We start from the raw sequence: 26,206 nt of genomic DNA on the forward strand, positions 1-26,206 counted from the left end.
ATCTTCTATTTTAAAGACTAGAATTTATAATTTACACCCAAGCGGAATTCATGACCACGTGCTGGAAGCGTGTTATCATTTCCACGTTGTGCATGCGATTTGTAATGCTTGTTCATAATATTATCAATTGCAAAGTTGACATTCATGCTGTCATCGTTAAACGGTTTCCAGTTGATTGTCAGGTCAGTTACATTATAACCAGGTTTGCCTTTACCCGGCGTAACGTTACCCCCTACCAGTAAGAAGTCGTCTTTAGCTTTGACTTTTTCAACAAGGCGGTGATGTAAACCGATTTCAATATTAGGTTCCTCGAAACGGTAACTTACAGATGCCGTCCATGTGCGACCCATCGCAGAAGCGTATTCAGGATTGCCGCTTAGTAGTGGTTTGTTATTTTCGATGCCGCCACTTTTTTTGGCTTTTTTGCCAAGATTGGTGTAGAAGCGAGGTTTGCTGTCGGCGACACCAAGACGAGCGGTAAAGCCACCTTGATGGTAACCGAAATTCAATTCATAACCGCGGTTTTTAATTTTGCCAGCATTTAAGATGCTCTGCCAACCACCATGATTCGAGTGGTTGTCGCGACCGGCGGTTGTGCCTAGGGCATCTTTGATACGTTGCCAGAAATAGCTACCGTCTACACTGAACGTACCGTTGTCATAGTTAAACCCGATTTCAGTGGTGCGTGCCTGCTCGGCTTTGGTGCCTTCAAGAATACTGGTTAAACCACGATTTTGACCATGACTTAAAATGGCATCTTGCATACGTGGGCTACGGGTAGCGTAGTTATGACTCGCACTAAAGCTTAGCTCAGGGGTGGCTTCGAAAATCACGCCGATACTCGGGTTAAAACTTGAATCACTGACTTTTTTGCCGTCCATCGCTTTAAAGGTAAACTGATCATAGCGTAACCCGGTTGTTAGCGTAAGCTGGTCAGTGGCTGCTGTTATGGCTTCCACATAAAAACCAGTATCTGATTTACGTTGATTAGAGATACCTCCGGCTTTAAAGTGCGGTTTGGACTCTTGATGGCGGTAGTTGATACCGTATTTCACGAGTACATTGTGATGAACCGGTAAATCAAAATTGACGTTTGCTCCTTGGGTCACCACTTTGATTTGAGTGGCACCTTCTCTATTGCCGGCATAACCATTGCCTTTGTCATTGGCAGACCAACGACCATGTACTAAACGATAAACATTGACAGTGGCTTCTTTGGCAAAGCCTAAGTTTTTCCCTGTCCATTCTAAATTGGTGTTATCGACCGTCATTTTGCGTGCAGCGGGGGCTTGTTTGTTTGGATTAAAATTGACAAACTCTTCACGCACCAAACGATCGCCTTCATGTTGTTCGTGCAAATGGCTCAAGACAAAACGGTGATCGCCGACGGTAGCACCGACTTTGGCGAGGTAGCTGAGTTTATTTAAATCGCTGTACAAGACACGGTCAGATTTGTTTACTGAATCATAATAACCTTTACCGGCTTTGTAATTGCCGTCTTTGACAAAGTTTGTTGCGATTAACGCATCAAACATCCCGCTTTTTCCATATACGGTGGCATTATAATTTTGAGAGTAATTGGTGCTGAAGCCTGTGCCAACTCTTGCACCGAAGTTTTTATCACTGCCTTCCAGTAAATCTAAGGCATCTAGGGTTTTGGCAACAATCGCCCCGTTGGTTTGACCGATACCAGCTGAAGCACTACCTGCCCCTTTTTGGACAGACACAATTTTGACCATGGCAGGGTCTAGCATATGACGACCTTGATGGTAGTGAATTTGTGCATCAGAATACGCATTGTCCACTTTAACATCAATGGAGTTTTGTCCCATACCACGAATATAAAGGTATTGAGAAGTGCCGTTACCCCCCCCCTATGGCGATAGATGGCTCGTTTTTCAGTAAACCGCGTAAATCGGTTTCCGTACTTTCGTCTTTGATTTGGGTGGTCACGACATTGGTTTTGACTTTTAAACCTTGATGATTTGTAACATTGATGGTGTCTAACCTTGTAGTATCTGCTTGAGCAAATGTATTTGCGGCAAACACACCAAATACTAGAGCGGGAATAGGCAGCAATTTAAACTTTTTCATTTGATTTCCTTAATATAAAAACTTTAGAAACATATTCTAATTCTTATATTGAAAATTATTTTCAATGATAAAAACGGCGTGATACTAACATAATTTAATTTTATTGCAAATATTTCTCATTCAAATTTTCACATAAATCAAGCGTTAACTCGTTGAGCAAGGAAATCTAATACCTGCTCTTTAGCAATTATTTGTTTTTCACCCGTACGACGATTTTTATATTCAATTTCGCCTTTTTCTAAATTTTTTTCACCAATAACAATCATATGAGGAACACCTATCAATTCTATATCCGCAAACATCACTCCGGGACGCTCTTTTCGATCATCAAAGATAACATCTACATTTTTATTGAGTAAGCTCTGATACAATTCTTCAGCAAAAATTTGTACATTTTTTGACTTATACATATTCATTGGGATAATTGCCACAGTGAACGGTGCAATTTCATCAGAAGACCAAATAATTCCTTTTTCATCATGGCACTGCTCAATAGTTGCAGCAACAACACGACTTACTCCGATGCCGTAGCAACCCATAATCATCGTTTGTGGGCGACCATCTTCACCTTGTACAGTTGCTTTCATTGCCTCCGAATATTTTGTACCTAATTGGAAAATATGCCCAACTTCAATACCTCGCTTAATCTGTAAAGTACCTTTGCCATCAGGACTTGGATCGCCTTCTACAACATTACGTAAGTCTGCAACTTTAGGTAGGGCAACATCACGATCCCAGTTAACATTAAAGTAATGTTTGCCATCAATGTTCGCACCAGTGCTGAAATCGCTCATGAGTGCCACGGAGCGATCAATAATAGCCGGAATTGGTAGGTTCACAGGCCCTAACGATCCTATACCGGCACCAATTTTTGTTTTTATTTCGTCTTCATTTGCAAATTCTAGAGGATCGGCGACTTCCGGTAATTTTTGTGCTTTGACTTCGTTTAACTCATGATCTCCACGTACAATCAATGCGATAAGAGGTTGGTCTTCATTTGCACCTTTTACGATCAGTGTTTTAACTGTTTTTTCCACAGATAAATTAAATTGTTCAACTAAGTCATTAATAGTTTTTGCATTTGGTGTATCTACTAACTCCATAGTTGCACTCGGTGCCTGGCGTTGACCTATTGCTACGGCCTCCGCCAATTCAATATTGGCTGCGTAGTCGGAATTGCTTGAAAAAACAATATCATCCTCGCCACTTTTTGCCAGTACTTGAAACTCATGAGATGCACTGCCTCCAATAGATCCTGTATCAGCTTGTACGGCACGAAAATCTAATCCTAAACGAGTAAAAATATTATTGTAAGTTCGATACATGACATCATAGGTATTTTGTAAACATTCTTTGCTGGTATGGAAAGAATAGGCATCCTTCATCAAAAATTCACGGCCACGCATTACGCCGAAACGAGGTCGCACTTCATCACGGAATTTTGTTTGAATTTGATATAAGTTCAATGGTAATTGTTTATAAGAACTGACTTCACGATGCACCAAATCGGTAATAACTTCTTCGTGAGTAGGCCCCAAGACGAAATCACGGTTGCCACGATCTACAAAACGTAACAGTTCTGGACCATATTGCTCCCAGCGTTGGGACTCTTGCCATAGCTCTGCCGGTTGAACAACAGGCATTTCAACTTCAATTGCACCGCTCTTATTCATTTCCTCACGAACAATATTTTCCACTTTTTTCAAAACACGTAAGCCGGTGGGTAACCAGTTATATAAGCCGGATGCCAAAGGTCGTATCATACCTGCCCGTAACATCAACTGATGACTTACTACTTGAGCATCATTTGGGGTTTCTTTTAATGTTGATAATAAATATTTACTCGTACGCATTTTTGTTCCTATATTTCATGATCTTGAATGAAAAAATTGGTGATAGTGTACCATTGAGTACTATTGGAAAAAAAGTAAAAGGGATAAGAAAGTCATATTTTTTAGTCAAGGGAATAGTTATCCTTTCCGGTAGCGACGTAATTTGCGAAGTCATTATGACTAAATCCATGAGAAAGCATATAACGCCAAATTTTTTGTTTAGCCCTAGAATCTAATTTATCACGATAGTAAGGAAATTTTTTATTTAAAACCTGTAATACTATTTCGTTCCAATCAATTTCACTTTCTTGCTCAATTTCGTTAATTAGTTCTGCTGGAATGCCTTTTAGCTGATACAATTCCTGTCTAATTCGCTGTAAACCATAACCACGTTTTGCACGATAATAAAGGTAATTTTCAGCAAAACGTTTATCATTTTGCCAGTTTTTTTGTTGACAGTGGGTAAGTGTTTGAGTAATTTCTTGCTCAGTAAAACGTTTCTCCTGCATTTTGCAACGAAGTTCAAATTCACTATATTCACGCCGAGCAAGTAAACCAATCACATAACTTAATGCGAGCGAAGACATATATTTATTTTCCTTTGTAGTTAAATGTAGATAAAGAGAATACGGACGGAAGAAAGTGCAGTCATTTTACCGCACTTTCTATGATGAGAGCTAAATACTCAGTACTAATTAAAAATCACTTTCAACTTCAGATATGTTTGATTCTGATTCAGCTTCAAGATCCGCTAATAGTGCTTTTTCCGGATTTGCTAATAATTCTGAACGTAATTTTTGCTCTAAAATAGCAGCTTGCTCAGGATGTTCAGCTAACCATTTCATCGCATTTGTTTTCCCTTGACCAATTTTTTCGCCCTCATAGGAGAACCAAGCACCGGATTTATTTACTAACTTATGTTTTACGCCAAGTTCAATAAGTTCACCATTTCTTGAAATACCCTCACCGTATAAAATTTGGAAATCAACTTGGCGGAACGGAGGTGCGACTTTATTTTTAACCACTTTTACACGAGTTTCATTACCAATGACTTCATCACCATTTTTGATACTGCCAACACGACGAATATCAAGACGAACAGAAGCGTAGAATTTTAAAGCATTACCGCCTGTGGTAGTTTCTGGATTACCAAAAACAACACCAATTTTCATGCGAATTTGGTTGATAAAGACGACCAAACAATTTGAGTTTTTGATCTGCCCCGTTAATTTGCGTAATGCTTGTGACATAAGTCTTGCTTGTAAACCAACATGAGTATCACCCATTTCACCTTCAATTTCTGCTTTCGGTGTTAAAGCGGCAACAGAGTCAACAATCACAACGTCTACCGCACCGGAACGAACGAGAGCATCACAGATTTCCAGTGCTTGCTCTCCGTTATCCGGTTGAGAAATTAATAACTCTTTAACGTCAACACCTAATTTAGCCGCATAAATTGGATCAAGTGCGTGTTCTGCATCAATAAATGCACAGGTTTTACCTGCTTTTTGTGCTTGTGCGATAACCGATAGTGTTAATGTCGTTTTGCCTGAGGACTCGGGGCCAAAAATTTCAACAATACGTCCCATTGGTAAGCCGCCGATACCTAAAGCAACATCCAAACTAAGTGAGCCGGTTGAAATTGCTTCAATATCCAGTTTTTGGGTTTCCCCTAATTTCATAATTGCACCCTTACCAAATTGTTTCTCAATTTGTCCTAGAGCGGCTTCAAGTGCTTTTGCTTTTTCTTCTGGGGTTGCCATGTTATACCTCAAATAAATTATCTATCAGAATTTATATATAATATTATACTGTATTCACATACAGTGCAATTTAAAATTTTATCTTTTTAGAAATTTTGCGATCTCATCAGCAAAAAGAGAAAATTATTCTATATTATTAATCAAATTTTCTAATGCTTCTTGCATTGTGAACCATGAAATTTCTATATCTTCAAGTGCTTTTTTAAGCTGAACCTGTTCATTTAAAAGTGCGGTGAGTTTTGCTTTATTTTCTGTCTGATAAAGCACTGTATCGGAAAGAAGTAATTCAATTTCTTGTAGTTTTTGTTGATATATTTGCATTTTGCGTTCAATATCGGCAATTTCTTTTCGTAATGGTGCACTCCGTTGACGCAGTTCAGCTTCTTTTCTTTTTTGTTCTTTGCGATGATTACCGGTGTTTTCGTTATTATTGATGATTTTCTCATTATGTTTCGGCGTGCTATTAATTTCATTTAGCCATTTTTGATAGTCTTCTAAATCGCCTGTAAATTCCTCAACTTGTTTATCATGAACCAAATAAAATTCTTCTACTGTATTACGCAGTAAATGGCGATCGTGGGAAACCACGACCAGTGAACCTTGATAATCTATTAATGCTTCTGTCAAGGCTTGACGCATATCTAAATCCAAGTGGTTCGTCGGTTCGTCCAGCAGTAATAAGTTTGGGCGTTGCCAAACAATAATAGCTAAAACCAAGCGAGCCTTTTCACCGCCGGAAAAAGAAGAAACAGCTTGAGTTACTTTATCACCATGAAAAGCAAAACTGCCCAAGTAATCACGTAATTGTTGTTCCGTTTGTTGTGGAGCAATTTTTTGCATATGCCAGAGTGCATTTTCTTCCGAACGTAGCGTATCCAATTGATGCTGTGCAAAATACCCTAATTTTACGCCTTTTGCTAATTGGACATGACCGGAAAGTGCGGTCAGTTCCCCTGCCAATAATTTAATTAACGTAGATTTACCCGCCCCATTTTTACCGAGCAACCCGATACGAGATCCTGGTACTAAATTGAGCTTAATTTTTTGTAAAATTTCCACCGTACTTTCTCCATTGTCATAACCTGCACTGGCTTTTTCAATGGAAACCAAGGGATTGGGTAAAGCGAGCGGTTCACGAAATTTAAAGGTAAAAGGATTATCTACATAAGCAGGTGCAATAAGTTCCATTCGTTCTAAGGCTTTGACTCGACTTTGTGCTTGTTTGGCTTTAGTTGCTTTGGCTTTAAAGCGATCGATATATTTTTGTAGATGGTTTATTTTTTGTTGCTGTTGGCGATAAAGTGCGGTTTGTTGTGCTAATTTTGTTGCACGTTGCACTTCAAAGGAAGAATAATTGACACTGTATTCATGCAGTTTATGTTGTTCAATATGAATGATTTTATTCACAATAGGATCAAGAAAATCACGGTCATGTGAAATTAAAATCAAGGTGCCTTGATATTGAATTAACCAACGTTCTAACCAAATGACAGCATCTAAGTCTAAATGGTTTGTCGGTTCGTCTAATAAGAGTAAATCAGAGCGACAAAGCAGGGCTTGTGCAAGGTTAAGACGCATACGCCAACCGCCCGAGAAAGATTTAACCGTTCTTGTTAAATCCTCTTGAGAAAACCCCAATCCATGTAAAAGAGAAGCCGCTCTCGCTTGAATTGTCCAAGCATCAATTGTGTCTAATTGTGCATGAATACGGGCAATATCATTGCCATGATTATTTTCGGTAGCAGTTGCTAAGGCCTTTTGTAATTTGCAATATTCACGATCGCCTTTGATAACATAATCTAACGCACTTATTTCTAAGGCGGGTGTTTCTTGATTTACCCAAGCCATTGCCCAGTGATTTGGAAAAGTTATATCACCTTCTTCAGCACTCATTTCTTTTTTGAGTAGTGCAAATAAAGAAGATTTACCACAACCATTTTTTCCGACTAAGCCAACTTTTTGACCGGGGTTAATAGTGGCACAGGTATTTTCTAAGAGTAAGGTATTTCCACGCTTTAAAGTTAAATTTGTAAAAAGGATCATTAGATAAACTCACTATTGATTAATACCGATATCTCCACTCATAAATCGGAACATAATTAGAGGTGAAACCTGATGAGTTGAGCAAAGGTGAAGATCGTACATATAACTTGCAATGCTTAGATCGATCAACCGCAATATCGTTTTTAGTCTAGTCGTGACGATCTAAAAACGATTGCTTATATTCGAGTTAGTCGTCACGCTAGGAAAGATGATTTGGTTCGTAAAGTTCGAAGTAAAAAACTTTACAAAATATCCAATAATTCCACTTCAAATACCAACGTGCTGAACGGTGGAATTGATGCACCGGCACCACGTTCACCATAAGCCAAATGATGTGGAATAGTTAATTTCCATTTTGAACCTAGCGGCATCATAGATAATGCTTCAATCCAACCTGCAATTACGCCACTTACTGGAAATTCGGCTGGTTGCCCACGTTTGACTGAACTATCAAATACAGTGCCATCAATTAAAGTCCCTGTATAATGGACACGAACTTGATCTTGACGAGTTGGAATTGCCCCACTGCCTTCTACCAACACTTCATATTGCAAACCAGAGTCTGTTACTTTTACACTGTCTTTTTTCGCATTTTCTTCAAGGTATTTTTTACCTTCTTCTTCAATTTGCTTAAATTGTGCTTGTGCAATTTCGCTGGCTTGTTGCTGTAATTCCTGTAACGCTTTAGCAACTTCGTTTAATTCTAAAGCGGGCGGATTTTGATTCAATGCGTCATAAATCCCTTTTGCAACGGCTTCAGCTTTAACCGCTAATTTGCTATCGACTAATTGTTGACCGATTTGTAAACCGATACCATAACTACCTTGAGCTGAAACATCATCTAAGGCAACCTGTGCAAAAAATTGTTTTGTCATTGTTTTCCCTTTATTGTCGTTGAAAATTATTTCTTATAAGCCAACACTTCGCCTACACGTACAGGCACACCAACGTCTAAATGGTTTGCCAGTTCTACCTTATCCGCTTGGAATAGATTGATCACTGTTGAACCTAACTGGAATGCCCCCATTTCTTGTCCTTTACGTAATTGCACCGCACTTTCGTCGCTATAAGTCCACTCTTTCACTTCAGTGCTGCGTGGTGGATTAATTATTCCAGCCCAAACAGTACTCATACTGGCGGTAATAGTCGCACCGACTAAAATCTGTACCATCGTGCCGAATTCCGTATCAAAAACACAGATCACACGCTCATTACGAGCTAATAAATTAGGAATATGCTCATTTAAAAACGGATTGACCGAAAATAAATCGCCAGGCACATAGATCATCTTACGTAAAGTAGCATCGCAAGGCATGTGCACTCGATGATAATCTCGAGGAGAAAGATAGATTGTAGCAAATTCACCATGTTCAAATTCTTTAGCTAATTCAGTATCGCCGGCCAGCAGATCCACTAAGCTAAAACTATGTCCTTTTGCCTGCAACAAAGTTTGTTGCTCAATATGTCCACATTGACTAATTCGTCCGTCCGCAGGTAAACAAAGTGCGGTAGGATTTTCATCAATTTTTCTTGCTTCAGATTTCAGTGGGCGAATAAAAAATTCATTAAAACTTGCGTAATCCTTAAATTCTGTTTTCTCCGCCTCTTGCATATTTACATGATATTTTTTAGCAAAAAGTTTAATAATAAAATGCGTTACACTTCCCCATTTTTGTTTTGCCAGCCAGCCAGCTGCCAGAGTTAAATAAAGTTGTGGCATGACATATTGAAAAGCAATTTTCAAACGTTGCCAATAAGTCGGTTGTTTTTTTTCAGCATTATACATAACAGGTTTCCTTGTAAAAATTGGACGAGGATTATAACAAGTTATTGGTGTAATGTAACCAGCAGAAGAGTTATTGTTTGTCGTAGAGGGGCGGTTTTAATCTAAAGTTAATAAATAGACGTTAATTATGAATTGGTTAAGTCAAGCCTATTATTGGTGTATAATGGATTTTAATAAACAGAGAGGGAGATATAATATGTGTACGATTATGCAGAAAGAAGTGAATTTCTGGCAGTGATCGAGCGTTTAATTAAATGGAAACTCAAAGATTAATAACATAGATAAGAGAATCAATTATGCATATCCTGTTGCAAAAATATTATAATTATTTACGCATTGAACGACAACTCAGTCCATATACTCTCATAAATTATCAGCGTCAGCTGGAAAAAATTGTAGTGATTTTACAACAAAACGATATTCACTCATGGCAACAAGTTACGCCAAGTGTTGTTCGTTTTGTATTAGCACAAAGTCGCAAAGAAGGATTACATGAAAGAAGTTTAGCGTTGCGTTTATCTGCTTTACGACAATTTCTAAATTATTTGGTTGTACAAGGTGAATTAAAAGTTAATTCAGCCGTTGGTATTTCTGCACCTAAGCAAAGTAAATATTTACCGAAAAATATGGATATGGAACAGGTGCAACAATTATTGACTAATGAAAGCAAAGAGCCCATCGATCTTCGTGATAAAGCGATGATGGAGTTGATGTATAGCTCGGGTTTGCGTTTATCAGAATTACAAAGTTTGAATTTGAATAGTATTAATATTCGCTCTCGTGAAGTGCGTGTCATCGGGAAAGGAAATAAAGAGCGAATTTTACCCTTTGGACGTTATGCTTCTCAAGCTATCCAACAATGGCTGAAAGTGCGGTTGTTATTTAATCCGAAAGATGAGGCGTTGTTTGTCAGTCAATTAGGCAATCGTATTTCTCATCGTTCCATTCAAAAACGTATGGAAACTTGGGGTATTCGACAAGGCTTAAACGGTCATCTCAACCCACATAAATTACGCCATTCTTTTGCTACCCATATGCTGGAAAACAGCTCGGATCTACGTGCGGTACAAGAATTATTAGGACATAGTAATTTATCCACAACCCAGATTTATACCCACTTGGATTTTCAACACTTGGCACAAGTTTACGACAAAGCACACCCTCGAGCCAAACGTAAAAAATAGTTGGAAGCAGGCAAATTCAAACGAAATATTACCGCACTTGATGGACGTTCAAGCACAATTTGACAGGTTACCTTGCTCAACAACAATGCCAACATTATTAGCTTGTGCTATCGCTTTAGGTTTACTTAATTTTATTTTTACCCAAGAAATATTAAATTTTACTCTTAATTGCTCTGCAACTTCGTAAGCTACTCGCTCAATTAACAAAAATGGGCGAGATTGAACATAATTCAATATAAACTCACTCACTTCCGCATAATTTAAGCAATATTTTACATCATCTGTTTGTGCGGCTCGGCGACAATCCCACGCCATTTCAATATCAAAAATGAGCTTTTGCTTGATTTGCTGTTCCCAATCATAAACACCAATTTGAGCAAGTGCGGTCAATCCTTCAATAAATATTTTGTCTGTCATTATAACTCCGATGAACGAAATTCCATTAGGCTTATACTATCAAGTTTATGTACAATAGACGAACGAAAATTTTCTGTTCCAGCGATAGGGAGTTGATGATGAGTTTGTTTGCGATTATTTATATGTTATTCACTTATTTGTTAGGGTCAATTTCGAGTGATGTTGTGATTTGTCGGTTTACCGAGCGAAACGATGCTCGTGTAACAAACTCAAATGTATTACAAAAAGGGGGGTATCGGCTTGTTTTGGCAGTTTTTCTATGTGATGTCTTAAAGGGTATGTTGCCAGTTTGGGTAGGCTATTATTTAGGGTTAACTTACTTTGAATTAGGCATGGTAGCACTCGCCGCTTGTTTAGGTCATATTTTTCCTATTTTCTTTAAATTTAGTGGGGGAAAAGGGGTGGCGACCGCATTTGGTGCTATCGCCCCCATCGCTTGGGGTGTCGCCGGCTCAATGCTTGGTACTTGGCTTTTAATCTTTCTCTTTAGTGGCTATGTTGCATTAAGTACGGTCGTAACTGCATTAATATTGCCTTTCTATGTATGGTGGTTTAAACCAGAATTTACTTTTCCCGTTGCATTAGTTTGTTGTTTGTTAGTTTATCGTCATCATGAAAATATCCAACGTTTATGGCGAGGACAAGAAGATAAAATTTGGTCTAAATTTAAAAAGTAACGTTACATTTGCTTGCTTAAAAATTTAAATAGAAATCTTGGGTTAAGGTTTTAAATTCTGTACTGTATTGATTGTTCCGATCATAAATAACCAACTGACTTTCCTCACATTTCCGTTCTTCTCGGCTAAAACTAAGTAATAAACGCTGTGGAGTTTTACCTGCTTTAGTGATGATTTTACATTCTCTAATACAAAAAAGACCGCACTTTTTTTGTAAACTTTTTCCTTCTTCAAATGGCAAAATCAAGTGAATTTCACCCGTTAGGTTTAATAGTTTTTCGGCGGCGTTTAGCCAATCCAAGTGGCTTTGTGTTAGGGTATAGCGAGCTAGATTGCGTTGTTTACTGGCACAATCAACACCTTGCTTAAAATAAGGTGGATTCGCCGTAATGACATCAAATTTATGCTCACAATCTTGTGCAAAAACAATAATATCTTGTTGAAAAATCTTGATTTTATTTGCCCAAGGGCTTTGTTGGATATTGTCTTTTGCTTGCAAATAAGCCAGCTGATCCAATTCAACTGCACTAATTTGACAATGTTCAGGGCTACGTTGAGCCAACATCAACGCAATGAGTCCTGTACCTGTACCTAAATCAAGCAACGTATTTGCTTGATTTATATTTGCCCATGCACCCAGTAAAATTCCATCAGTCCCCACTTTCATTGCACATTGATCTTGATTAATGTGAAATTGTTTAAACGTAAACTCTTGCTTTTTTGCCATAAATATCCTGAAAAATGACCGCACTTTAAGAACAAAGTGCGGTATAATTTGCCACAAATTTTTTTTGAATACCAATTCTTTAATGTGGATAAATATGACATCAACGCAATTTGAAGACTTCGATCTTGCCCCTCAATTACTAAAAGCCCTTGCCCAAAAAGGCTATTCTCGACCCACAGTCATTCAACTTGATGCTATTCCTGCCATCATGGAAGCGAGAGATGTTTTAGGTTCTGCACCGACAGGTACAGGAAAAACGGCAGCTTTTTTGTTACCCGCTCTTCAGCATTTGTTAGATTATCCACGTCGTAAACCCGGCCCTCCTCGAATTTTAGTTCTTACGCCAACACGTGAGCTGGCTATGCAAGTTGCTGAACAAGCGGAAGAGTTGGCTCAATTTACTCATTTAAGTATTGCGACGATTACTGGTGGTGTGGCTTATCAAAATCATGGTGAAGTGTTTAATAAAAACCAAGATATTGTTGTCGCTACACCGGGACGCTTACTGCAATATATTAAAGAAGAAAACTTTGATTGTAGAGCCGTTGAAATACTCATTTTTGACGAGGCGGATCGTATGTTGCAAATGGGGTTTGGTCAATATGCAGAAGAAATTGCGGCAGAAACTCGTTGGCGTCGGCAAACATTGTTGTTTTCCGCTACACTTGAAGGTGAGTTATTAATGGATTTTGCCTCTCGTTTACTGAAAGATCCGGTGCAATTTAATGCGGAGCCAAGTCGTCGTGAACGTAAAAAAATTAATCAATGGTATTATCATGCAGATAGCAATGAACATAAAATTAAACTCCTTGCACGTTTTATTGAAAATGAACAAGTAAGTCGTGGTATTGTATTTGTTCGTCGTCGTGAAAACGTGCGTGAATTGTCTGAAATTTTACGCAAACGTGGTATTCGCAGCACTTATCTAGAAGGTGAAATGGCACAAACTCAGCGTACTAAGGCTATTGATAAACTGAAAAATGATGTGGTTACTGTGTTAGTTGCTACCGATGTTGCAGCTCGTGGCATTGATATTGATGATGTCAGTCATGTCATGAATTTTGATTTACCTTATAACGCCGATACTTATTTGCATCGTGTCGGACGTACCGCAAGAGCAGGCAAAAAAGGTACCGCAGTATCTTTTGTTGAAGCACATGACTATAAATTATTAGGCAAAATAAAACGTTATACCGGAGAGTTGCTAAAACCTCGTATCATAGAGGGCTTAGAACCGAGAACCAATCCACCCAAAGATGGTGAGATAAAAACGGTGAGTAAAAAGCAAAAGAACCGAGCCAAAACTAAGTTGGAAGAGAATAAAAAAGCAGTGCAGAAGAAAAAACAAAAACTTCGCCATAAAGACATAAAAAACATTGGCAAACGTCGTAAGCCAAGTGCAAAAGTCGCTGAATAAACCAACGATATATCCCCTTGAATTAAGGGGATTATGTTATTGATAGCTCAAAGGTAAAATTTCCAATTCACTTTCATCAACAGGTAATCTAAATCGTTGATTTTCTTCCAATTGGTTACTCATAACGACTTGCAAATATAAAATACCGTTAAGATTGACCGCACTTAAAATACATCCTGTTTTACGCCAAGCATGTTCTAATTGCATTTCAATTTCAGTACCAATTTCTACAAGTGCGGCAGTTTTGGCTTGCAATAAATACATGGCACGTTTATTTATCCCTCGATATTTGGCTCGAGCTATAGTTTCTTGTCCAATATAACAACCTTTTTGGAAAGAAATAGCTTGTTCGATTTCTTGTAAATTCAGTGCTTGTGGAATAAATTCTCCTTGTCCGATTATTGTTAAAATTGGAAAGCCTTGCTGCATATCCAAGTAATCCCAATATTGTGTATCTTGCGTATATTCAAGGCTCATTTTTTGTTCCCAACATAAAATCTGGCGATTACCCAAATCAATGCGAATTTGTGGTGAAATAGCACCGCACTCTTTCAGATCCTGATCAAGCATGCCCACAATAGTCCAATTTTTTTCACTAAAAGTCACTTGAGAAAAAACCGCATATTTTTTTAATTGAGCTAAGCCATGATTGAGTAAATCTTGGCGGATTAAGAGATAAAATTGTTGTTCTGCATGACGAATCAGACGAAAAAGAGAATTGACTTTACCTTTCGGATCGCAATGTGCGGTTAATGTGGATTGACCGATTGCCAACTTTGTTACATCACAGGTTAATTGTCCTTGTAAAAATTTTTCGGCATCAACGCCTTCTACATAAATTAAACCATATTGCTTAAGATTAATTAACATTTTTGTCCTTATTCAAGATTTTGGATTTGTTCACGCATTTGTTCAATTAAGACCTTTAATTCAACCGCTGATGAGGTAATATCGGCGTTAATAGATTTAGACGCAAGCGTATTACTTTCACGATTAAGTTCTTGCATCATAAAATCAAGTTTACGCCCGACAGCCCCGCCTTTGTGCAAAATAGCGTATGTTTCTTTTACATGTAATTGTAGCCGATCCAGCTCTTCAGCTATATCAATACGTTGTGCCAATAGCACCATTTCTTGTTCAATACGTTGTGTATCTGCTTGTAATTGAATTTCATCAAAACGTTGTTGCAAACGATCTCGTTGCCATTGCAATATTTCCGGCATAAAAGACCGCACTTTTTGTGCCTCAACGGAAATTGCCATAAGGCGTTGTTCAATTAATTTTTGAACTTTTTCTCCCTCACGAGCTCGTGTTGCAATAAACTCCACAAGCAAATCATCAAAGGCTTGCAACAAATCTTCGATGATACTGTCCAAGTCCTGTTCCGGCGTTTCCACTACACCGGGGTAGCGTAAAATATCCATCAGATTGATTTCACCCTCTCCGGCTTGTGCTTTTATATATTGCAAAGATTGAATAACCTGTTTGGCGAACTTTTGATTAAGATTTAAGTTGAGTGCGGTTTGTTTTTTAGTGTCAATACGCAAGCTACATTCGATTTTACCTCGAGCCAGTTTTTGCCGTAATTTTTCACGCAAAGTATTCTCCAATCCTCGAAATTGCTCTGGTAAACGAAAAAAGGTTTCTAAATAACGTTGATTGACCGAGCGAATTTCCCATACGGCATCCCCCCATTCTTTTTTAATTTCAACACGAGCAAAGGCAGTCATACTGTAAATCATATTTTTATATCCTCACTTTTATATTAATTTACCGGTGCTATTGTACTGTTAAATTTCTTTTATGTCAGTTTGCATGATAAAATTGCAAAAATTTTTTAACTTCATTCAAAGGAATATGTCATGCGTCCAAATGCGAGAGCAATCAATCAACCCCGTCCAATAAAAATTACTCGTCATTACACTAAACATGCTGAAGGTTCGGTATTAGTTGAATTCGGTGAAACCAAAGTTATTTGTACAGCGACGGTTGAAGATAGTGTACCACGTTTTTTAAAAGGGCAAGGAAAAGGTTGGGTTACTGCAGAATATGGTATGCTTCCACGCTCAACCCATAGCCGTATGCAACGTGAAGCGGCTAAGGGTAAACAAGGCGGTAGAACGATGGAAATTCAACGTTTAATTGCACGCTCATTACGTGCTATGGTAGATTTGGAAGCTTTAGGTGAGCGTGCAATCACATTGGACTGCGATGTTATTCAAGCGGATGGCGGTACGAGAACAGCATCAATCACGGGGGCTTGTGTAGCTTTAATTGATGCAATTAATTTTTTGCTGCAAAACGGTACGTTGACAACTAATCCGATAAAGGGATTAGTTGCCGCCATTTCCGTTGGTATTGTCAACGGTGAAACGGTGTGTGATTTAGAATATGTGGAAGATAGCATTGCCGAAACAGATATGAATGTGGTGATGATGGAAGATGGACGTATGATTGAAGTACAAGGAACAGCAGAGGGTGAACCGTTTAGCCATGCAGAACTTCTTACCCTATTAGATTTAGCCAAACAAGGTTGTGAACAACTGTTTGTGGCACAACGTGTTGCATTAGCGGAATAAAGATAGTTTGTGCAAGATAAAAAATCTACAATATACATTTTTACAATGTAAGAATATCGCAATGAAAATGGTGTGGAAATACAGGGGTTAAAATGAATTTTCTCGGAAAAATAATCGGTTTTATTTTTGGTTGGCGTTTTGGTGGTTTTTTTGGTGCTGTTGTCGGCCTAATTCTAGGACACCTTGCCGATAAGAAACTGTATGAATTAGGAAGTGTAAATTCCAGCTTTTTTAAAAATAAACTCACTCGTCAATCGCTCTTTATGCAAACTACTTTTGCCGTATTAGGACATTTGACCAAAGCAAAGGGTAGGGTGACCGAAGATGATATTGCCCTTGCAACAAGCCTAATGCAGCAATTAAATCTGGATGATGCAGGCAGACGTTTAGCACAAGAAGCATTTAATCGTGGTAAGCAAACTGATTTTCCTCTCCGTCAAGTTATTCGAGAGTTTCGTTTAGGTTGTGGACAACGTGCGGATTTGTTGCGTATCTTTTTGAGTATTCAAGTCAAAGCTGCTTTTATGGATAATGAATTGCAAGGTGCGGAAAAAAGTGTCTTACAAATTGTAGCAGAAGAGCTAGGGTTATCTCGTTTCCAATTTGAGCAAATACTTGCGATGGAATTAGCCGCTAGACACTTTAGTCGTGGCGGTTTTTATCAACAAAGTCGTACTTACCAACAGGGAAGTTATCATCAATATCAAGAGCAAGGACAATATCAAAACAGCTATCATCAATCAGGCCCAACGTTAGATGATGCTTACAAAGTGCTTGGTGTATCAGGAAATGATAATCAACAAACTGTAAAACGTGCTTATCGTCGTTTAATGAATGAAAATCATCCTGATAAGTTGGTTTCTAAAGGATTACCTCCTGAAATGTTGGAAATGGCAAAAGAAAAAGCCCAACAAATTCAAGCGGCGTATGATTTAATTTGTAAATCGAAGGGTTGGAAATAACTTAATGCGAGTTTTTTTAGCACCTATGCAAGGTGTGCTTGATCCTTTTGTACGTCAACTATTAACAGAGGTTAATCAATATGATCTCTGTATTTCTGAATTTGTTAGAGTAGTTGATCAGCGTCTTCCCAACAAAGTTTTTTATCGTTTATGCCCTGAACTTCACCATCAGGGCTTTACTTTGTCTGGTACGCCTGTTCGTGTACAACTTTTGGGGCAATATCCGCAATGGCTTGCTGAAAATGCCCAAAGAGCCGTTGAATTAGGTTCTCAGGGCATAGATTTGAATTGTGGTTGTCCGTCGAAAGCTGTCAATGGAAGTAATGGAGGTGCTTCATTGTTGAAACAACCGGAACTCATTTACCAAGCAACAAAAGCTATTCGTCAAGCTGTTCCAATGGAACAGCCTGTTAGCGTAAAAGTGCGGTTGGGTTGGGATAATGTTGATCAGGTTTTTGAAATTGCTGATGCGGTACAGCAAGGCGGAGCAACGGAAATAACGATTCATGGACGAACTAAAAGCGATGGTTATCGTGCTGATCGGATTAATTGGTATAAAATTGCTGAAGTCAGAAAAAAATTACGAATTCCAGTTATTGCCAATGGTGAAATTTGGCATTGGCAAGATGGGCAAAATTGTTTAGCCATTACTGGTTGCCAAGATTTAATGATCGGACGAGGGGCTTTAAATATTCCTAATTTAAGTTATGTAATAAAATTCAATGCGGAAAAATTAGATTGGCAACAAGGTGTTATGCCGATGTTGCATAAATATGCTCATGTTGAAAATGAATTTGACAAAGGTTTCTATCATATTGCAAGAATTAAACAATGGCTACAATACCTGAAAAAAGAGTATCCTCAAGCTGGCACACTTTTTGAGCGAATTAAAAGCTGTCAAAGTGCGGCGGAATTACGGCATAAAATACAATAAAAATGGCGTGTAATTTACGTTACACGCCATTTTTCAACCAATGTATTTATTTTACACGAGAAACATATTCACCTGAACGGGTATCAACTTTAATCACTTCGCCAATTTGTACAAATAGAGGTACTTTCACTACCGCACCTGTACTTAATGTTGCCGGTTTGCCTCCAGTTCCCGCTGTATCACCTTTTAAGCCGGGATCGGTTTCAACAACTTCCAACTCAACGAAATTAGGCGGTGTAATCGTTATAGGTGCACCATTCCATAAGGTTACAATACAATCTGCTTGATCCAGCAACCATTTTTCCGCATCACCTACCGCTTTGGCATCAGCAGAGTATTGTTCAAAGGTTTCAGGATGCATAAAATACCAAAACGCTTCATCTTTATAGGAGTAAGTCAGGTTTAAGTCCATTACATCTGCCGCTTCAACTGATGTACCAGATTTAAAGTTGACATCCAATACTTTGCCTGAAATTAATTTACGGATACGGGTGCGAGTGAACGCTTGCCCTTTACCCGGTTTAACAAATTCATTTTCAATAATAACGCAAGGCTCACCGTCCTGCATAAATTTTAGACCTGGTTTAAAATCACTGGTAGTATATGTAGCCATATCATCCTCAAATTAAAAGAGATTGTTTTTAACAAATGCGTATTCTAACCCAAAATAGCATAAATAGAGAAGAAGAAAATTGGACTGATTACCTCGCAAAGGCAATTTCCGATCCTATAGAATTACTTAATTGTTTAGAGTTACCGATTGAATCGTTTCAGTATGACATTGCGGCACGTCAATTATTTCCATTGCGTGTTCCTTTCCCATTTGTTAAAAAAATGGAAAAGGGTAACCCAAATGATCCGCTCTTTTTACAAGTGATGGCTTCACAGCATGAATTTTTGCCGATGGCAGGATTTACCAAAGATCCTTTGGAAGAACAACATAACAGTGTTCCCAATATTTTGCATAAATACCATAACCGGTTGTTATTAATAGTAAAAAACAGTTGTGCCGTCAACTGTCGTTATTGTTTCCGCCGTCATTTCCCTTATGCGGAAAATAAAGGAAATAAACAAAGTTGGGTAAAATCGCTGGATTATATTGCCGCACATGCTGAAATTGAAGAAGTTATTTTTTCGGGGGGAGATCCTTTGATGGCTAAAGATCATGAGTTAGCATGGTTAATAAAAGAGCTTGAAAATATACCGCACTTACATACCTTGCGTATTCATACTCGCTTGCCGGTTGTTATTCCGCAACGCATTACTGATGAACTTTGTCGGATATTGAGTGAAAGTCGTTTTCAAAAAGTCATTGTTACTCATATTAATCACCCCAATGAAATTGATGAAATATTAGCCTGTGCAATGAAAAAATTAAAACATGCGAATGTAACCTTACTTAATCAATCTGTGGTGTTAAAAAATATCAACGATAATGCACACATTTTAAAAAAATTAAGTGATAAATTATTCAGTATCGGCATTCTTCCGTATTATTTACATTTATTAGATAAAGTTGAGGGAGCAAGTCATTTTTATCTTGATGATGAAAGTGCGGCCGCTATTTATAAAGAATTACAACGCATTAGTTCGGGCTATCTCGTACCGAAACTTGCTCGTGAAATTGCTCATGAGCCGAATAAAACGTTGTATTCGGCATAGGAAAAAGAATGAAGATCCTTTAAAATACATAAAATTTTACCGCACTTTATGTGCTTCTTTAAACATAACTTTCTGACTCATCAAGGGACTATCATGACAGCTGAACAAAATAAAATCGACACTTCTGGACAAGCTTCTATACAAAAAGAATTGGAGCTTGATCTGGATCCTATGGAGCCGATACTTCCGAAAAAAAATCTTGCACCTAAACAAACTTTATTGGAAAAAGCCAAACGTATTTTCAAGAGAGCGGATAAGCAAAATAGAGTTGATAAAGCAGAAGTGAGTACACATAAAGAAGTAATATCCGCTAGTGATGATGAACAACGTCCAATAATCACGGAAACACAAGAGCAACAAATAAGCCAAGCAATAGACCCGACTATATCTGAAGTGCCTGTTAAGACACAAAAAGAACTGAAAAAACCGGAAAATTGGACTATGTTAGGTGTGTTACCGCCTAAATATCGCCGTATTTTTATTGCATTATTAGTTGTCGTCATTATTTTATTAATTATTTCTTGGTTAAAACCGGATGATAATATAGAGCAATATTTTGAACAATCAACAGGCAATAGTATTCCGACACAATTTCAGCCTTTAGATCATTCTCAACCGGTTGAACCGAGCATTTTAGAGCAACTGAAGAATCCTCAACCAAAAAGTGAAAATATCACACAGAATGATCAGGAAAAAAATATACCTGTACAAGCGTTGCAGGTAGAAAACGAACCCCAAAATATAGCCATACCGATAAATTCAACGCCTAGTAAGGCGGACAGTCCAGTAGTGGAAACAAGCAAGCGACCAAGTATTAAAGTTGAGGAAGCAACATCTCAACCTATAGCACCAATGGAAGAAGTGAAAATTGTTGAGAAAAATGAGCCAAATAAAAAGGCAGAAAAACAGGTGAAAGCAGAGCAGAAAGGCGTGCCTGTTGTTGATGCGAAACCGGCTAATGTGAATAAAGTAACAAATTCACAGAAAACCGCTCTACAAAAAAATGCACAGACTAAAACCCTTGTTATTCCGCAAGGAACATCACTGATGCAAGTATTCCGCAACAACAATTTGAATATTGCCGATGTCAATGCAATGACGAAAGCAAGGGGGGTCGGTAATACATTAAGTAGTTTCAAAGCGGGTGATAAAGTACAAGTATCCTTAAATAAGCAAGGGCGTGTCAATGAATTGCGTCTATCCAATGGTGCGAGATTCATCCGCCAAGCCGATGGAAGTTATCAATTTAAAAAATAATGATATTAAGCAAAACGGCGTAATTTTCAGTTACGCCGTTTGATTGTCAAACTAACATTTTTTCTATTTATAACCGCTCTTTTTCTCCACCGAATTCATCCAACAAATTTTCCGTTAATTTGGCAAGAATGCCTGTCATTAAAACAAAATCCGCATCAAATCGTTGTGCAAAATCTTCTTTTGAAATATCGTCATTTTGTTCACGAATTTGATCGGCAAATTTTAAGCGTTTTAAACTGGCATCTTCGTTGAGAGTAAAACTTAAATGTTCTTCCCAGTTGAGGGATAAGTTTGTGATATATTTGCCGGAATTTAACAATCCGATCATTTCTTCACTGTCCAACACTTGTTGTTTGCAACGAATAACGGCTTGATCTTGGCTTCCTTTTAATTCCGCCTCTTCCAATACAGTCAACCATTGAGGTGAGTTTTCCTTAACCCAATTTGTCATCACCAAACTTGGCTCATTAGCAAATGCAAGTGGCACAACAGGTAAAGATCCTAACGATTTTCTTAATAAAGCCAAACAGTCTTCCGCTCGTTTAGTTGAAGCGGTATCAATGTAAATAAGGTTATTTTCCGTATCAATCCACAACGCAGTATGTTGGTTTTTACTGAATGCACGAGGCAATAACGTAGCGACAATATCATCTTTTAACGCTTGTTTTTCGATTTTTTTCAGTTTGCGATTTTCTTTTTGCTCAAGTTGTTCAATCCGTTCTTCCAGCTCACGTTTAATCACTTGTGCAGGCAAAATCTTTTCTTCTTTGTGAGCAACTAACAAGAGTTGTTTTCCAACACAAAAATAGAGAGATTCACTTTCACGCAAAGGATTGTGCCAACCGAACCGGCTCATGTCTGATTGTTGGCAGGGAGAATATGCACATTGTTGTAACTGTGATTGTAAATTTTCTACCGACCAATCAAGGGATTTAGTTAAACGGTAAATTAAGGCATTTTTAAACCAAAACATTGTTCTTCCTCAAGGTTTTTCATGTAAAATAAGCACTATTGTAACTTATTCGAGATGAAAATATGCAACATAAATTGATTAGCTTTATTGGTGGAGGAAATATGGCACAAGCCATTGTTTTGGGGTTATTAAAACAAGGCTATCCTGCACATTACATTCGTGTTTGTGATCCGAACCAATCTCGCCGTGATTTATTTATTGCACAAGGTACGCAAGTAAGTAGCAACAATGTCGAGGCAATACAGGATGCGGATGTAGTTTTACTTGCCGTGAAACCACAAATTATGGCGGAAGTTTGTGTACCGTTAAGTGCGGTTGATTTTTCAGATAAGTTAGTGATTTCCATTGCGGCGGGGATTTCTACCGTAAGATTGACCGCACTTTTACCCAGTGCGAAAAATATTATTCGTGTTATGCCAAATACGCCTGCACTTGTTTCAGCAGGTATGGCAGGTTTATTTGCGACACCGCAGGTTTCGGTAAACTTAAAACAGTTTGCACAAGATTTATTAAGTGCGATGGGGGAAATTTGTTGGCTTGAACAAGAACAAGATATGCACGCCGTTACTGCCGGTTCAGGAAGTAGTCCCGCTTATTTCTTTTTATTTATGGAAGCCATGCAACAGGCATTAATTGAAATGAATTTAGATCCGAAAACTGCTCGCTTATTAGTGCAACAATCAGCATTAGGTGCAGCGAAAATGGTGATCGAAAATCCACAAATCGCTTTATCGGAGCTAAGGGAAGATGTTACTTCAAAAGGGGGAACAACAGCGTCCGCCTTAGCGGTATTTAATGAACAAAATGTGACGCAAATAATCAAACAGGCAATGCTGGCTTGTGTTAAACGTTCACAAGAAATGGAGAGTTTATTTTAAATGAGAGTTTCACCATTCAGCTGGATTGCAATTTGTTTGTTTGGCTATTTTTTTGCTTACGGCGTGTTTGTTCCCTATTTTCCCGTGTGGTTAAAATCACAGTCCTATAATGAAACCACAATTGGGTTAATTTTAGCCGGAGCTTACTTTTTTCGTGCATTGGGCGGAATTTGGGTTTCCTCTTTGGTTAAACGTCCCTCACAACTTATTAGTGGCTTGCGTTATTTAGCTTGGGCAACTTGTGTCTTGATGTTTGTCGCCGGTTTTATGGCACCGCACTTTTGGCTACTTTGTATCTTAATCGGACTGTTTTCGATGGCAAGTTCCGGAGGATTGCCATTAATGGACACGCTTTCTACCACTTGGCAACAGCAACAAGGTTTAGATTACGGTAAAGCACGTATGATCGGTTCTATTGCCTTTGCTGCCGGTGTGGTGATTTTCGGCTATGTGATAGAAATGATTAATGCGACAAATATTGTATGGATGTTGACCGCACTTTTATTCGTTTATGCAATAGGGCAAATGGCAATTCCAACTTATCCGCCACTCGATCATATTGAATCTACACAACAAGAAAATAATGAAACGGAAAAAACGGATTTTAGCTTTATACAATTATTAAAAAACAAAGTTACACTACGTTTGCTTATTGCGATTTCGCTTATTCATGGTTCTCATGCTGCCTATTATTCTTACAGCGTTTTATATTGGCAAGAAGAACTTCATATTCCGCTTCAAGTTATTGGGGGGCTTTGGGCATTAAGTATCGTGGCGGAAATTGTCCTCTTCTTCTTTTCATCAAAATGGTTTCGACATTGGAAAGTCAGCACATTATTTTATCTTTCTGCGTTAGGTGCAGTGGTGCGTTGGGGCGGTTTAAGTTTTGCCGACAATTTGGGTATTGTTATCTTTATCCAACTTTTACATAGTATCACTTTTGCGACCAGTCATTATGCCATTATCCGCTATATTTCCACACAACCTCATCAAGCGATGGCTAAATTACAGGGCTTATATAACAGTTTTTCCGCCTGTATTGCAGTCGGTTTATTAGCGGGACTTTCCAGTCTTATTTATCCCATCTCACCGTTTTATACATTCTTAACTATGATGTTGATTGCGGCACTGGCGATCCCTATTATTCCGAGAAATATCAATGCCTTTCGTCAAAGTATCATCACTCGAGTGAAATCATGAAAGACAACGCATTAATTGATCTTTTTTTAAATGAACTTTGGTTAGAAAAAGGATTATCCGAGAATACCGTGCAATCTTATCGCTTGGATCTGACCGCACTTTCGCAATGGCTGGAGCCTCAGGGGTTGAGTTTAGAAACCCTTGATGTGGTAGATTTACAAACATTCTTAGGCGAGCGTTTGACACAAGGTTATAAAGCAACAAGTACTGCTAGAATGTTAAGTGCATTACGCAAACTTTTTCAATATTTGTATCGAGAAAAATACCGTTCGGATGATCCAAGTGCGGTGTTAAGTTCACCTAAATTACCGAGCCGTTTGCCTAAATATCTGACGGAACAACAAGTAACGGACTTACTCAACACACCCAATACAGAAATTCCGTTGGAATTAAGAGATAAGGCAATGTTGGAAATGTTGTATGCAACCGGATTACGTGTAACGGAATTGGTGAGTTTAAGTCTTGATAGTATCAATATCAATCAGGGTGTTGTGCGAGTTATCGGGAAAGGGAAGAAAGAACGTATTGTGCCGATGGGAGAGGAAGCAAACTATTGGCTTCGTCAATTTATCCTATATGGCAGATCCTTTCTCTTGGCAGGGCAGAGTTCCGATGTTGTTTTTCCAAGCCGTCGGGGAACTCAAATGACACGCCAAACGTTTTGGCATAGGGTAAAATATTATGCAATATTGGCTGAAATTGATACTTCTGCACTTTCTCCCCACGTCTTACGTCATGCTTTTGCTACGCATTTAGTTAATCATGGTGCCGATTTGCGTGTGGTACAAATGTTACTGGGACATAGCGATTTGTCCACTACACAAATTTATACACATGTGGCTAAAGAGCGGTTAAAAATTTTACATGAAAGATTTCATCCAAGAGGATAAATTTTTTTATATTTTTTTGTACACCTGTATCGTATAATGCTCCGTTAGTTTAAAAAGACAAAGTTAAACTATTTAAAAAATTCATTTCTTTGATACATAAGGAGTTTTTATGAAATACAAACTATCTTTAGCAATTCTGTCAATACTGCCCGCACTTTCCCATGCGGGGGGGGGTAATTTCAACTTTTACGGCAAAGCAGGAATCGATTTAACCTCTCGTTTTGAAACAATGGTTCTCAGAACAGAACAAAATAATTACGTCCCGAGTATTCCTGCAAGTTCAAGACAAAATACCTTCTCGCCAAGTATCTTTTTTGAAACCACCTACACTATTTTACCGCAAACAGAAATCGGTCTAGGATTAGGCTATATCAAACGCAAAGGCTTCGATCATTCTGCCAGTTGGCATTTTAATAAGGATATACAAAAAAAAACGTGGGCACAAACATCTGGTTTTACAGACATCGAACAATATAGAATTTACCGTTATTCTTCCCTACCAATTTATCTCATCTTGAAACAGAATTATGCGTTTAATGCAAACAGCAAATTTTATCTAAAAGGGAATATAGGTTATTCAATCAATAAAATGCCTAATACAAAGTATGCTCATTATTCAAATGAGACAAGCCTAAAAATTCAGCAAACACAAATTGGCGATCCTATTTATAAAATGAAAGCAAAAAACGGGCTGTATTTAGGGTTGGGTATCGGGATTGAATATAAATCTTTCTTAGCGGAAATTGGTTATTACCATACCCATGCAACTGTCAGTTACAAAAACAAAAATACCCAATATCCACAATATTCCTACAACAACGATGCCATACGTTTAACCCTTGGGGTGAAATTCTAGAAAATGAAAAGCGACTAACTGCGGTTAGTTAGTCGCTTTTATAGAAAATTTTTATATTTTTTTGTACACCTGTAT

The 26,206-nt window shown here is 38.2% G+C and carries 24 protein-coding genes and 1 pseudogene; 12 read left to right on the forward strand and 13 right to left on the reverse strand.

Annotated features, from left to right (window positions below):
* Window positions 1-17: 17 nt before the first annotated feature.
* The 7 genes and pseudogenes from HSM_RS01600 to asd form a co-directional block, all read right to left on the reverse strand.
* Window positions 18-2,094, reverse strand: a pseudogene (locus tag HSM_RS01600) (TonB-dependent receptor domain-containing protein).
* Window positions 2,095-2,231: 137 nt separating this feature from the next.
* The gene (gene proS, locus HSM_RS01605; RefSeq protein WP_012341174.1) at window positions 2,232-3,947 is read right to left on the reverse strand and encodes a proline--tRNA ligase; all 1,716 of its coding nucleotides are present in this window, start codon (window positions 3,945-3,947) and stop codon (window positions 2,232-2,234) included.
* 101 nt (window positions 3,948-4,048) lie between these two features.
* Window positions 4,049-4,513 (reverse strand): recombination regulator RecX, encoded by a 465-nt coding sequence (gene recX / locus HSM_RS01610; RefSeq protein WP_012341175.1) that lies wholly within the window; start codon window positions 4,511-4,513, stop codon window positions 4,049-4,051.
* A gap of 108 nt (window positions 4,514-4,621) precedes the next feature.
* The gene (recA, locus tag HSM_RS01615; protein WP_012341176.1) at window positions 4,622-5,689 is read right to left on the reverse strand and encodes a recombinase RecA; all 1,068 of its coding nucleotides are present in this window, start codon (window positions 5,687-5,689) and stop codon (window positions 4,622-4,624) included.
* 123 nt (window positions 5,690-5,812) lie between these two features.
* The gene (locus HSM_RS01620; protein WP_012341177.1) at window positions 5,813-7,732 is read right to left on the reverse strand and encodes an ABC transporter ATP-binding protein; all 1,920 of its coding nucleotides are present in this window, start codon (window positions 7,730-7,732) and stop codon (window positions 5,813-5,815) included.
* Between the two features lie 242 nt (window positions 7,733-7,974).
* On the reverse strand, window positions 7,975-8,607 hold the full coding sequence (locus HSM_RS01625; protein ID WP_012341178.1) for an FKBP-type peptidyl-prolyl cis-trans isomerase: 633 nt from the start codon (window positions 8,605-8,607) through the stop codon (window positions 7,975-7,977).
* Between the two features lie 26 nt (window positions 8,608-8,633).
* Window positions 8,634-9,518 carry an archaetidylserine decarboxylase gene (gene asd / locus HSM_RS01630; protein WP_012341179.1) on the reverse strand — a complete coding sequence of 295 codons (885 nt, stop codon included), beginning with the start codon at window positions 9,516-9,518 and terminating at the stop codon, window positions 8,634-8,636.
* A 296-nt stretch (window positions 9,519-9,814) separates the two neighbouring features.
* On the opposite strand from asd, the gene xerC reads away from it, so the two are divergent.
* On the forward strand, window positions 9,815-10,702 hold the full coding sequence (gene xerC / locus HSM_RS01635) for a tyrosine recombinase XerC (RefSeq protein WP_012341180.1): 888 nt from the start codon (window positions 9,815-9,817) through the stop codon (window positions 10,700-10,702).
* A 48-nt stretch (window positions 10,703-10,750) separates the two neighbouring features.
* Here xerC and folB read toward each other — a convergent pair whose 3' ends face one another.
* Window positions 10,751-11,119: a dihydroneopterin aldolase gene (gene folB / locus HSM_RS01640; RefSeq protein WP_012341182.1), complete on the reverse strand. Its 369-nt coding sequence runs from the start codon at window positions 11,117-11,119 to the stop codon at window positions 10,751-10,753.
* 98 nt (window positions 11,120-11,217) lie between these two features.
* Between folB and plsY the strand changes: the two genes are divergently transcribed.
* Window positions 11,218-11,796 carry a glycerol-3-phosphate 1-O-acyltransferase PlsY gene (gene plsY, locus HSM_RS01645; protein WP_041604983.1) on the forward strand — a complete coding sequence of 193 codons (579 nt, stop codon included), beginning with the start codon at window positions 11,218-11,220 and terminating at the stop codon, window positions 11,794-11,796.
* 16 nt (window positions 11,797-11,812) lie between these two features.
* Here plsY and HSM_RS01650 read toward each other — a convergent pair whose 3' ends face one another.
* On the reverse strand, window positions 11,813-12,523 hold the full coding sequence (locus HSM_RS01650) for a tRNA1(Val) (adenine(37)-N6)-methyltransferase (protein WP_012341184.1): 711 nt from the start codon (window positions 12,521-12,523) through the stop codon (window positions 11,813-11,815).
* 94 nt (window positions 12,524-12,617) lie between these two features.
* On the opposite strand from HSM_RS01650, the gene srmB reads away from it, so the two are divergent.
* Entirely contained in the window at window positions 12,618-13,940 is a 1,323-nt protein-coding gene (gene srmB, locus HSM_RS01655) for an ATP-dependent RNA helicase SrmB (RefSeq protein WP_041604985.1), read from the forward strand.
* Between the two features lie 36 nt (window positions 13,941-13,976).
* Here srmB and ygfZ read toward each other — a convergent pair whose 3' ends face one another.
* Together ygfZ and HSM_RS01665 are read right to left on the reverse strand one after the other, a co-directional pair.
* On the reverse strand, window positions 13,977-14,810 hold the full coding sequence (gene ygfZ / locus HSM_RS01660) for a CAF17-like 4Fe-4S cluster assembly/insertion protein YgfZ (protein WP_012341186.1): 834 nt from the start codon (window positions 14,808-14,810) through the stop codon (window positions 13,977-13,979).
* 8 nt (window positions 14,811-14,818) lie between these two features.
* A complete protein-coding gene (locus HSM_RS01665; RefSeq protein ID WP_011609447.1) occupies window positions 14,819-15,682 on the reverse strand; it encodes a YicC/YloC family endoribonuclease in 864 nt (287 codons plus the stop codon).
* Between the two features lie 120 nt (window positions 15,683-15,802).
* On the opposite strand from HSM_RS01665, the gene rph reads away from it, so the two are divergent.
* From rph to dusC, 3 genes are all read left to right on the forward strand, one after another.
* On the forward strand, window positions 15,803-16,519 hold the full coding sequence (rph, locus tag HSM_RS01670; RefSeq protein WP_012341187.1) for a ribonuclease PH: 717 nt from the start codon (window positions 15,803-15,805) through the stop codon (window positions 16,517-16,519).
* 92 nt (window positions 16,520-16,611) lie between these two features.
* Window positions 16,612-17,481 carry a co-chaperone DjlA gene (djlA, locus tag HSM_RS01675; protein ID WP_011609445.1) on the forward strand — a complete coding sequence of 290 codons (870 nt, stop codon included), beginning with the start codon at window positions 16,612-16,614 and terminating at the stop codon, window positions 17,479-17,481.
* A 4-nt stretch (window positions 17,482-17,485) separates the two neighbouring features.
* The gene (gene dusC / locus HSM_RS01680) at window positions 17,486-18,415 is read left to right on the forward strand and encodes a tRNA dihydrouridine(16) synthase DusC (protein ID WP_011609444.1); all 930 of its coding nucleotides are present in this window, start codon (window positions 17,486-17,488) and stop codon (window positions 18,413-18,415) included.
* Window positions 18,416-18,461: 46 nt separating this feature from the next.
* Here the strand turns inward: dusC and efp are convergent, their stop codons facing one another.
* Window positions 18,462-19,028, reverse strand: coding sequence for an elongation factor P (gene efp / locus HSM_RS01685; protein ID WP_011609443.1), 567 nt, complete (start codon window positions 19,026-19,028; stop codon window positions 18,462-18,464).
* Between the two features lie 35 nt (window positions 19,029-19,063).
* Here efp and epmB point away from each other — a divergent pair, with 35 nt between their 5' ends.
* Window positions 19,064-20,077, forward strand: a complete 1,014-nt coding sequence (gene epmB / locus HSM_RS01690) for an EF-P beta-lysylation protein EpmB (RefSeq protein WP_012341189.1) — start codon at window positions 19,064-19,066, stop codon at window positions 20,075-20,077.
* Window positions 20,078-20,170: 93 nt separating this feature from the next.
* Window positions 20,171-21,334, forward strand: a complete 1,164-nt coding sequence (locus tag HSM_RS01695) for a LysM-like peptidoglycan-binding domain-containing protein (protein ID WP_012341190.1) — start codon at window positions 20,171-20,173, stop codon at window positions 21,332-21,334.
* A gap of 67 nt (window positions 21,335-21,401) precedes the next feature.
* On the opposite strand, the gene rdgC is transcribed toward HSM_RS01695, so the two are convergent.
* Window positions 21,402-22,307 (reverse strand): recombination-associated protein RdgC, encoded by a 906-nt coding sequence (gene rdgC / locus HSM_RS01700; RefSeq protein ID WP_012341191.1) that lies wholly within the window; start codon window positions 22,305-22,307, stop codon window positions 21,402-21,404.
* A 62-nt stretch (window positions 22,308-22,369) separates the two neighbouring features.
* Here rdgC and proC point away from each other — a divergent pair, with 62 nt between their 5' ends.
* The 4 genes from proC to HSM_RS01720 all read left to right on the forward strand — a co-directional run bounded on the left by proC (window position 22,370) and on the right by HSM_RS01720 (window position 26,131).
* On the forward strand, window positions 22,370-23,185 hold the full coding sequence (gene proC / locus HSM_RS01705; protein ID WP_012341192.1) for a pyrroline-5-carboxylate reductase: 816 nt from the start codon (window positions 22,370-22,372) through the stop codon (window positions 23,183-23,185).
* Window positions 23,186-24,385, forward strand: a complete 1,200-nt coding sequence (locus HSM_RS01710) for a 3-phenylpropionate MFS transporter (protein WP_012341193.1) — start codon at window positions 23,186-23,188, stop codon at window positions 24,383-24,385.
* Entirely contained in the window at window positions 24,382-25,275 is an 894-nt protein-coding gene (xerD, locus tag HSM_RS01715; protein WP_011609437.1) for a site-specific tyrosine recombinase XerD, read from the forward strand. The genes HSM_RS01710 and xerD overlap by 4 nt, the downstream gene beginning before the upstream one ends.
* A 109-nt stretch (window positions 25,276-25,384) precedes the next feature.
* The gene (locus HSM_RS01720) at window positions 25,385-26,131 is read left to right on the forward strand and encodes a hypothetical protein (RefSeq protein ID WP_012341194.1); all 747 of its coding nucleotides are present in this window, start codon (window positions 25,385-25,387) and stop codon (window positions 26,129-26,131) included.
* Window positions 26,132-26,206 lie beyond the last annotated feature (75 nt).

Origin of the sequence: Histophilus somni 2336, from assembly GCF_000019405.1 — a bacterium.
GTDB lineage: Bacteria > Pseudomonadota > Gammaproteobacteria > Enterobacterales > Pasteurellaceae > Histophilus > Histophilus somni.

Excerpts from the sequence above, each read along its gene's own strand:
- HSM_RS01665 (WP_011609447.1), bottom strand. The coding sequence starts at position 15,682 with ATGATTTACAGTATGACTGCCTTTGCTCGTGTTGAAATTAAAAAAGAA.
- srmB (WP_041604985.1), top strand. The coding sequence starts at position 12,618 with ATGACATCAACGCAATTTGAAGACTTCGATCTTGCCCCTCAATTACTA.
- HSM_RS01710 (WP_012341193.1), top strand. The coding sequence starts at position 23,186 with ATGAGAGTTTCACCATTCAGCTGGATTGCAATTTGTTTGTTTGGCTAT.
- dusC (WP_011609444.1), top strand. The coding sequence starts at position 17,486 with ATGCGAGTTTTTTTAGCACCTATGCAAGGTGTGCTTGATCCTTTTGTA.
- proS (WP_012341174.1), bottom strand. The coding sequence starts at position 3,947 with ATGCGTACGAGTAAATATTTATTATCAACATTAAAAGAAACCCCAAAT.
- xerD (WP_011609437.1), top strand. The coding sequence starts at position 24,382 with ATGAAAGACAACGCATTAATTGATCTTTTTTTAAATGAACTTTGGTTA.
- proC (WP_012341192.1), top strand. The coding sequence starts at position 22,370 with ATGCAACATAAATTGATTAGCTTTATTGGTGGAGGAAATATGGCACAA.
- HSM_RS01695 (WP_012341190.1), top strand. The coding sequence starts at position 20,171 with ATGACAGCTGAACAAAATAAAATCGACACTTCTGGACAAGCTTCTATA.
- folB (WP_012341182.1), bottom strand. The coding sequence starts at position 11,119 with ATGACAGACAAAATATTTATTGAAGGATTGACCGCACTTGCTCAAATT.
- recA (WP_012341176.1), bottom strand. The coding sequence starts at position 5,689 with ATGGCAACCCCAGAAGAAAAAGCAAAAGCACTTGAAGCCGCTCTAGGA.
- xerC (WP_012341180.1), top strand. The coding sequence starts at position 9,815 with ATGCATATCCTGTTGCAAAAATATTATAATTATTTACGCATTGAACGA.
- HSM_RS01625 (WP_012341178.1), bottom strand. The coding sequence starts at position 8,607 with ATGACAAAACAATTTTTTGCACAGGTTGCCTTAGATGATGTTTCAGCT.
- epmB (WP_012341189.1), top strand. The coding sequence starts at position 19,064 with ATGCGTATTCTAACCCAAAATAGCATAAATAGAGAAGAAGAAAATTGG.
- ygfZ (WP_012341186.1), bottom strand. The coding sequence starts at position 14,810 with ATGTTAATTAATCTTAAGCAATATGGTTTAATTTATGTAGAAGGCGTT.
- djlA (WP_011609445.1), top strand. The coding sequence starts at position 16,612 with ATGAATTTTCTCGGAAAAATAATCGGTTTTATTTTTGGTTGGCGTTTT.
- plsY (WP_041604983.1), top strand. The coding sequence starts at position 11,218 with ATGAGTTTGTTTGCGATTATTTATATGTTATTCACTTATTTGTTAGGG.
- rdgC (WP_012341191.1), bottom strand. The coding sequence starts at position 22,307 with ATGTTTTGGTTTAAAAATGCCTTAATTTACCGTTTAACTAAATCCCTT.
- efp (WP_011609443.1), bottom strand. The coding sequence starts at position 19,028 with ATGGCTACATATACTACCAGTGATTTTAAACCAGGTCTAAAATTTATG.
- HSM_RS01650 (WP_012341184.1), bottom strand. The coding sequence starts at position 12,523 with ATGGCAAAAAAGCAAGAGTTTACGTTTAAACAATTTCACATTAATCAA.
- HSM_RS01720 (WP_012341194.1), top strand. The coding sequence starts at position 25,385 with ATGAAATACAAACTATCTTTAGCAATTCTGTCAATACTGCCCGCACTT.
- recX (WP_012341175.1), bottom strand. The coding sequence starts at position 4,513 with ATGTCTTCGCTCGCATTAAGTTATGTGATTGGTTTACTTGCTCGGCGT.
- rph (WP_012341187.1), top strand. The coding sequence starts at position 15,803 with ATGCGTCCAAATGCGAGAGCAATCAATCAACCCCGTCCAATAAAAATT.
- HSM_RS01620 (WP_012341177.1), bottom strand. The coding sequence starts at position 7,732 with ATGATCCTTTTTACAAATTTAACTTTAAAGCGTGGAAATACCTTACTC.
- asd (WP_012341179.1), bottom strand. The coding sequence starts at position 9,518 with ATGTATAATGCTGAAAAAAAACAACCGACTTATTGGCAACGTTTGAAA.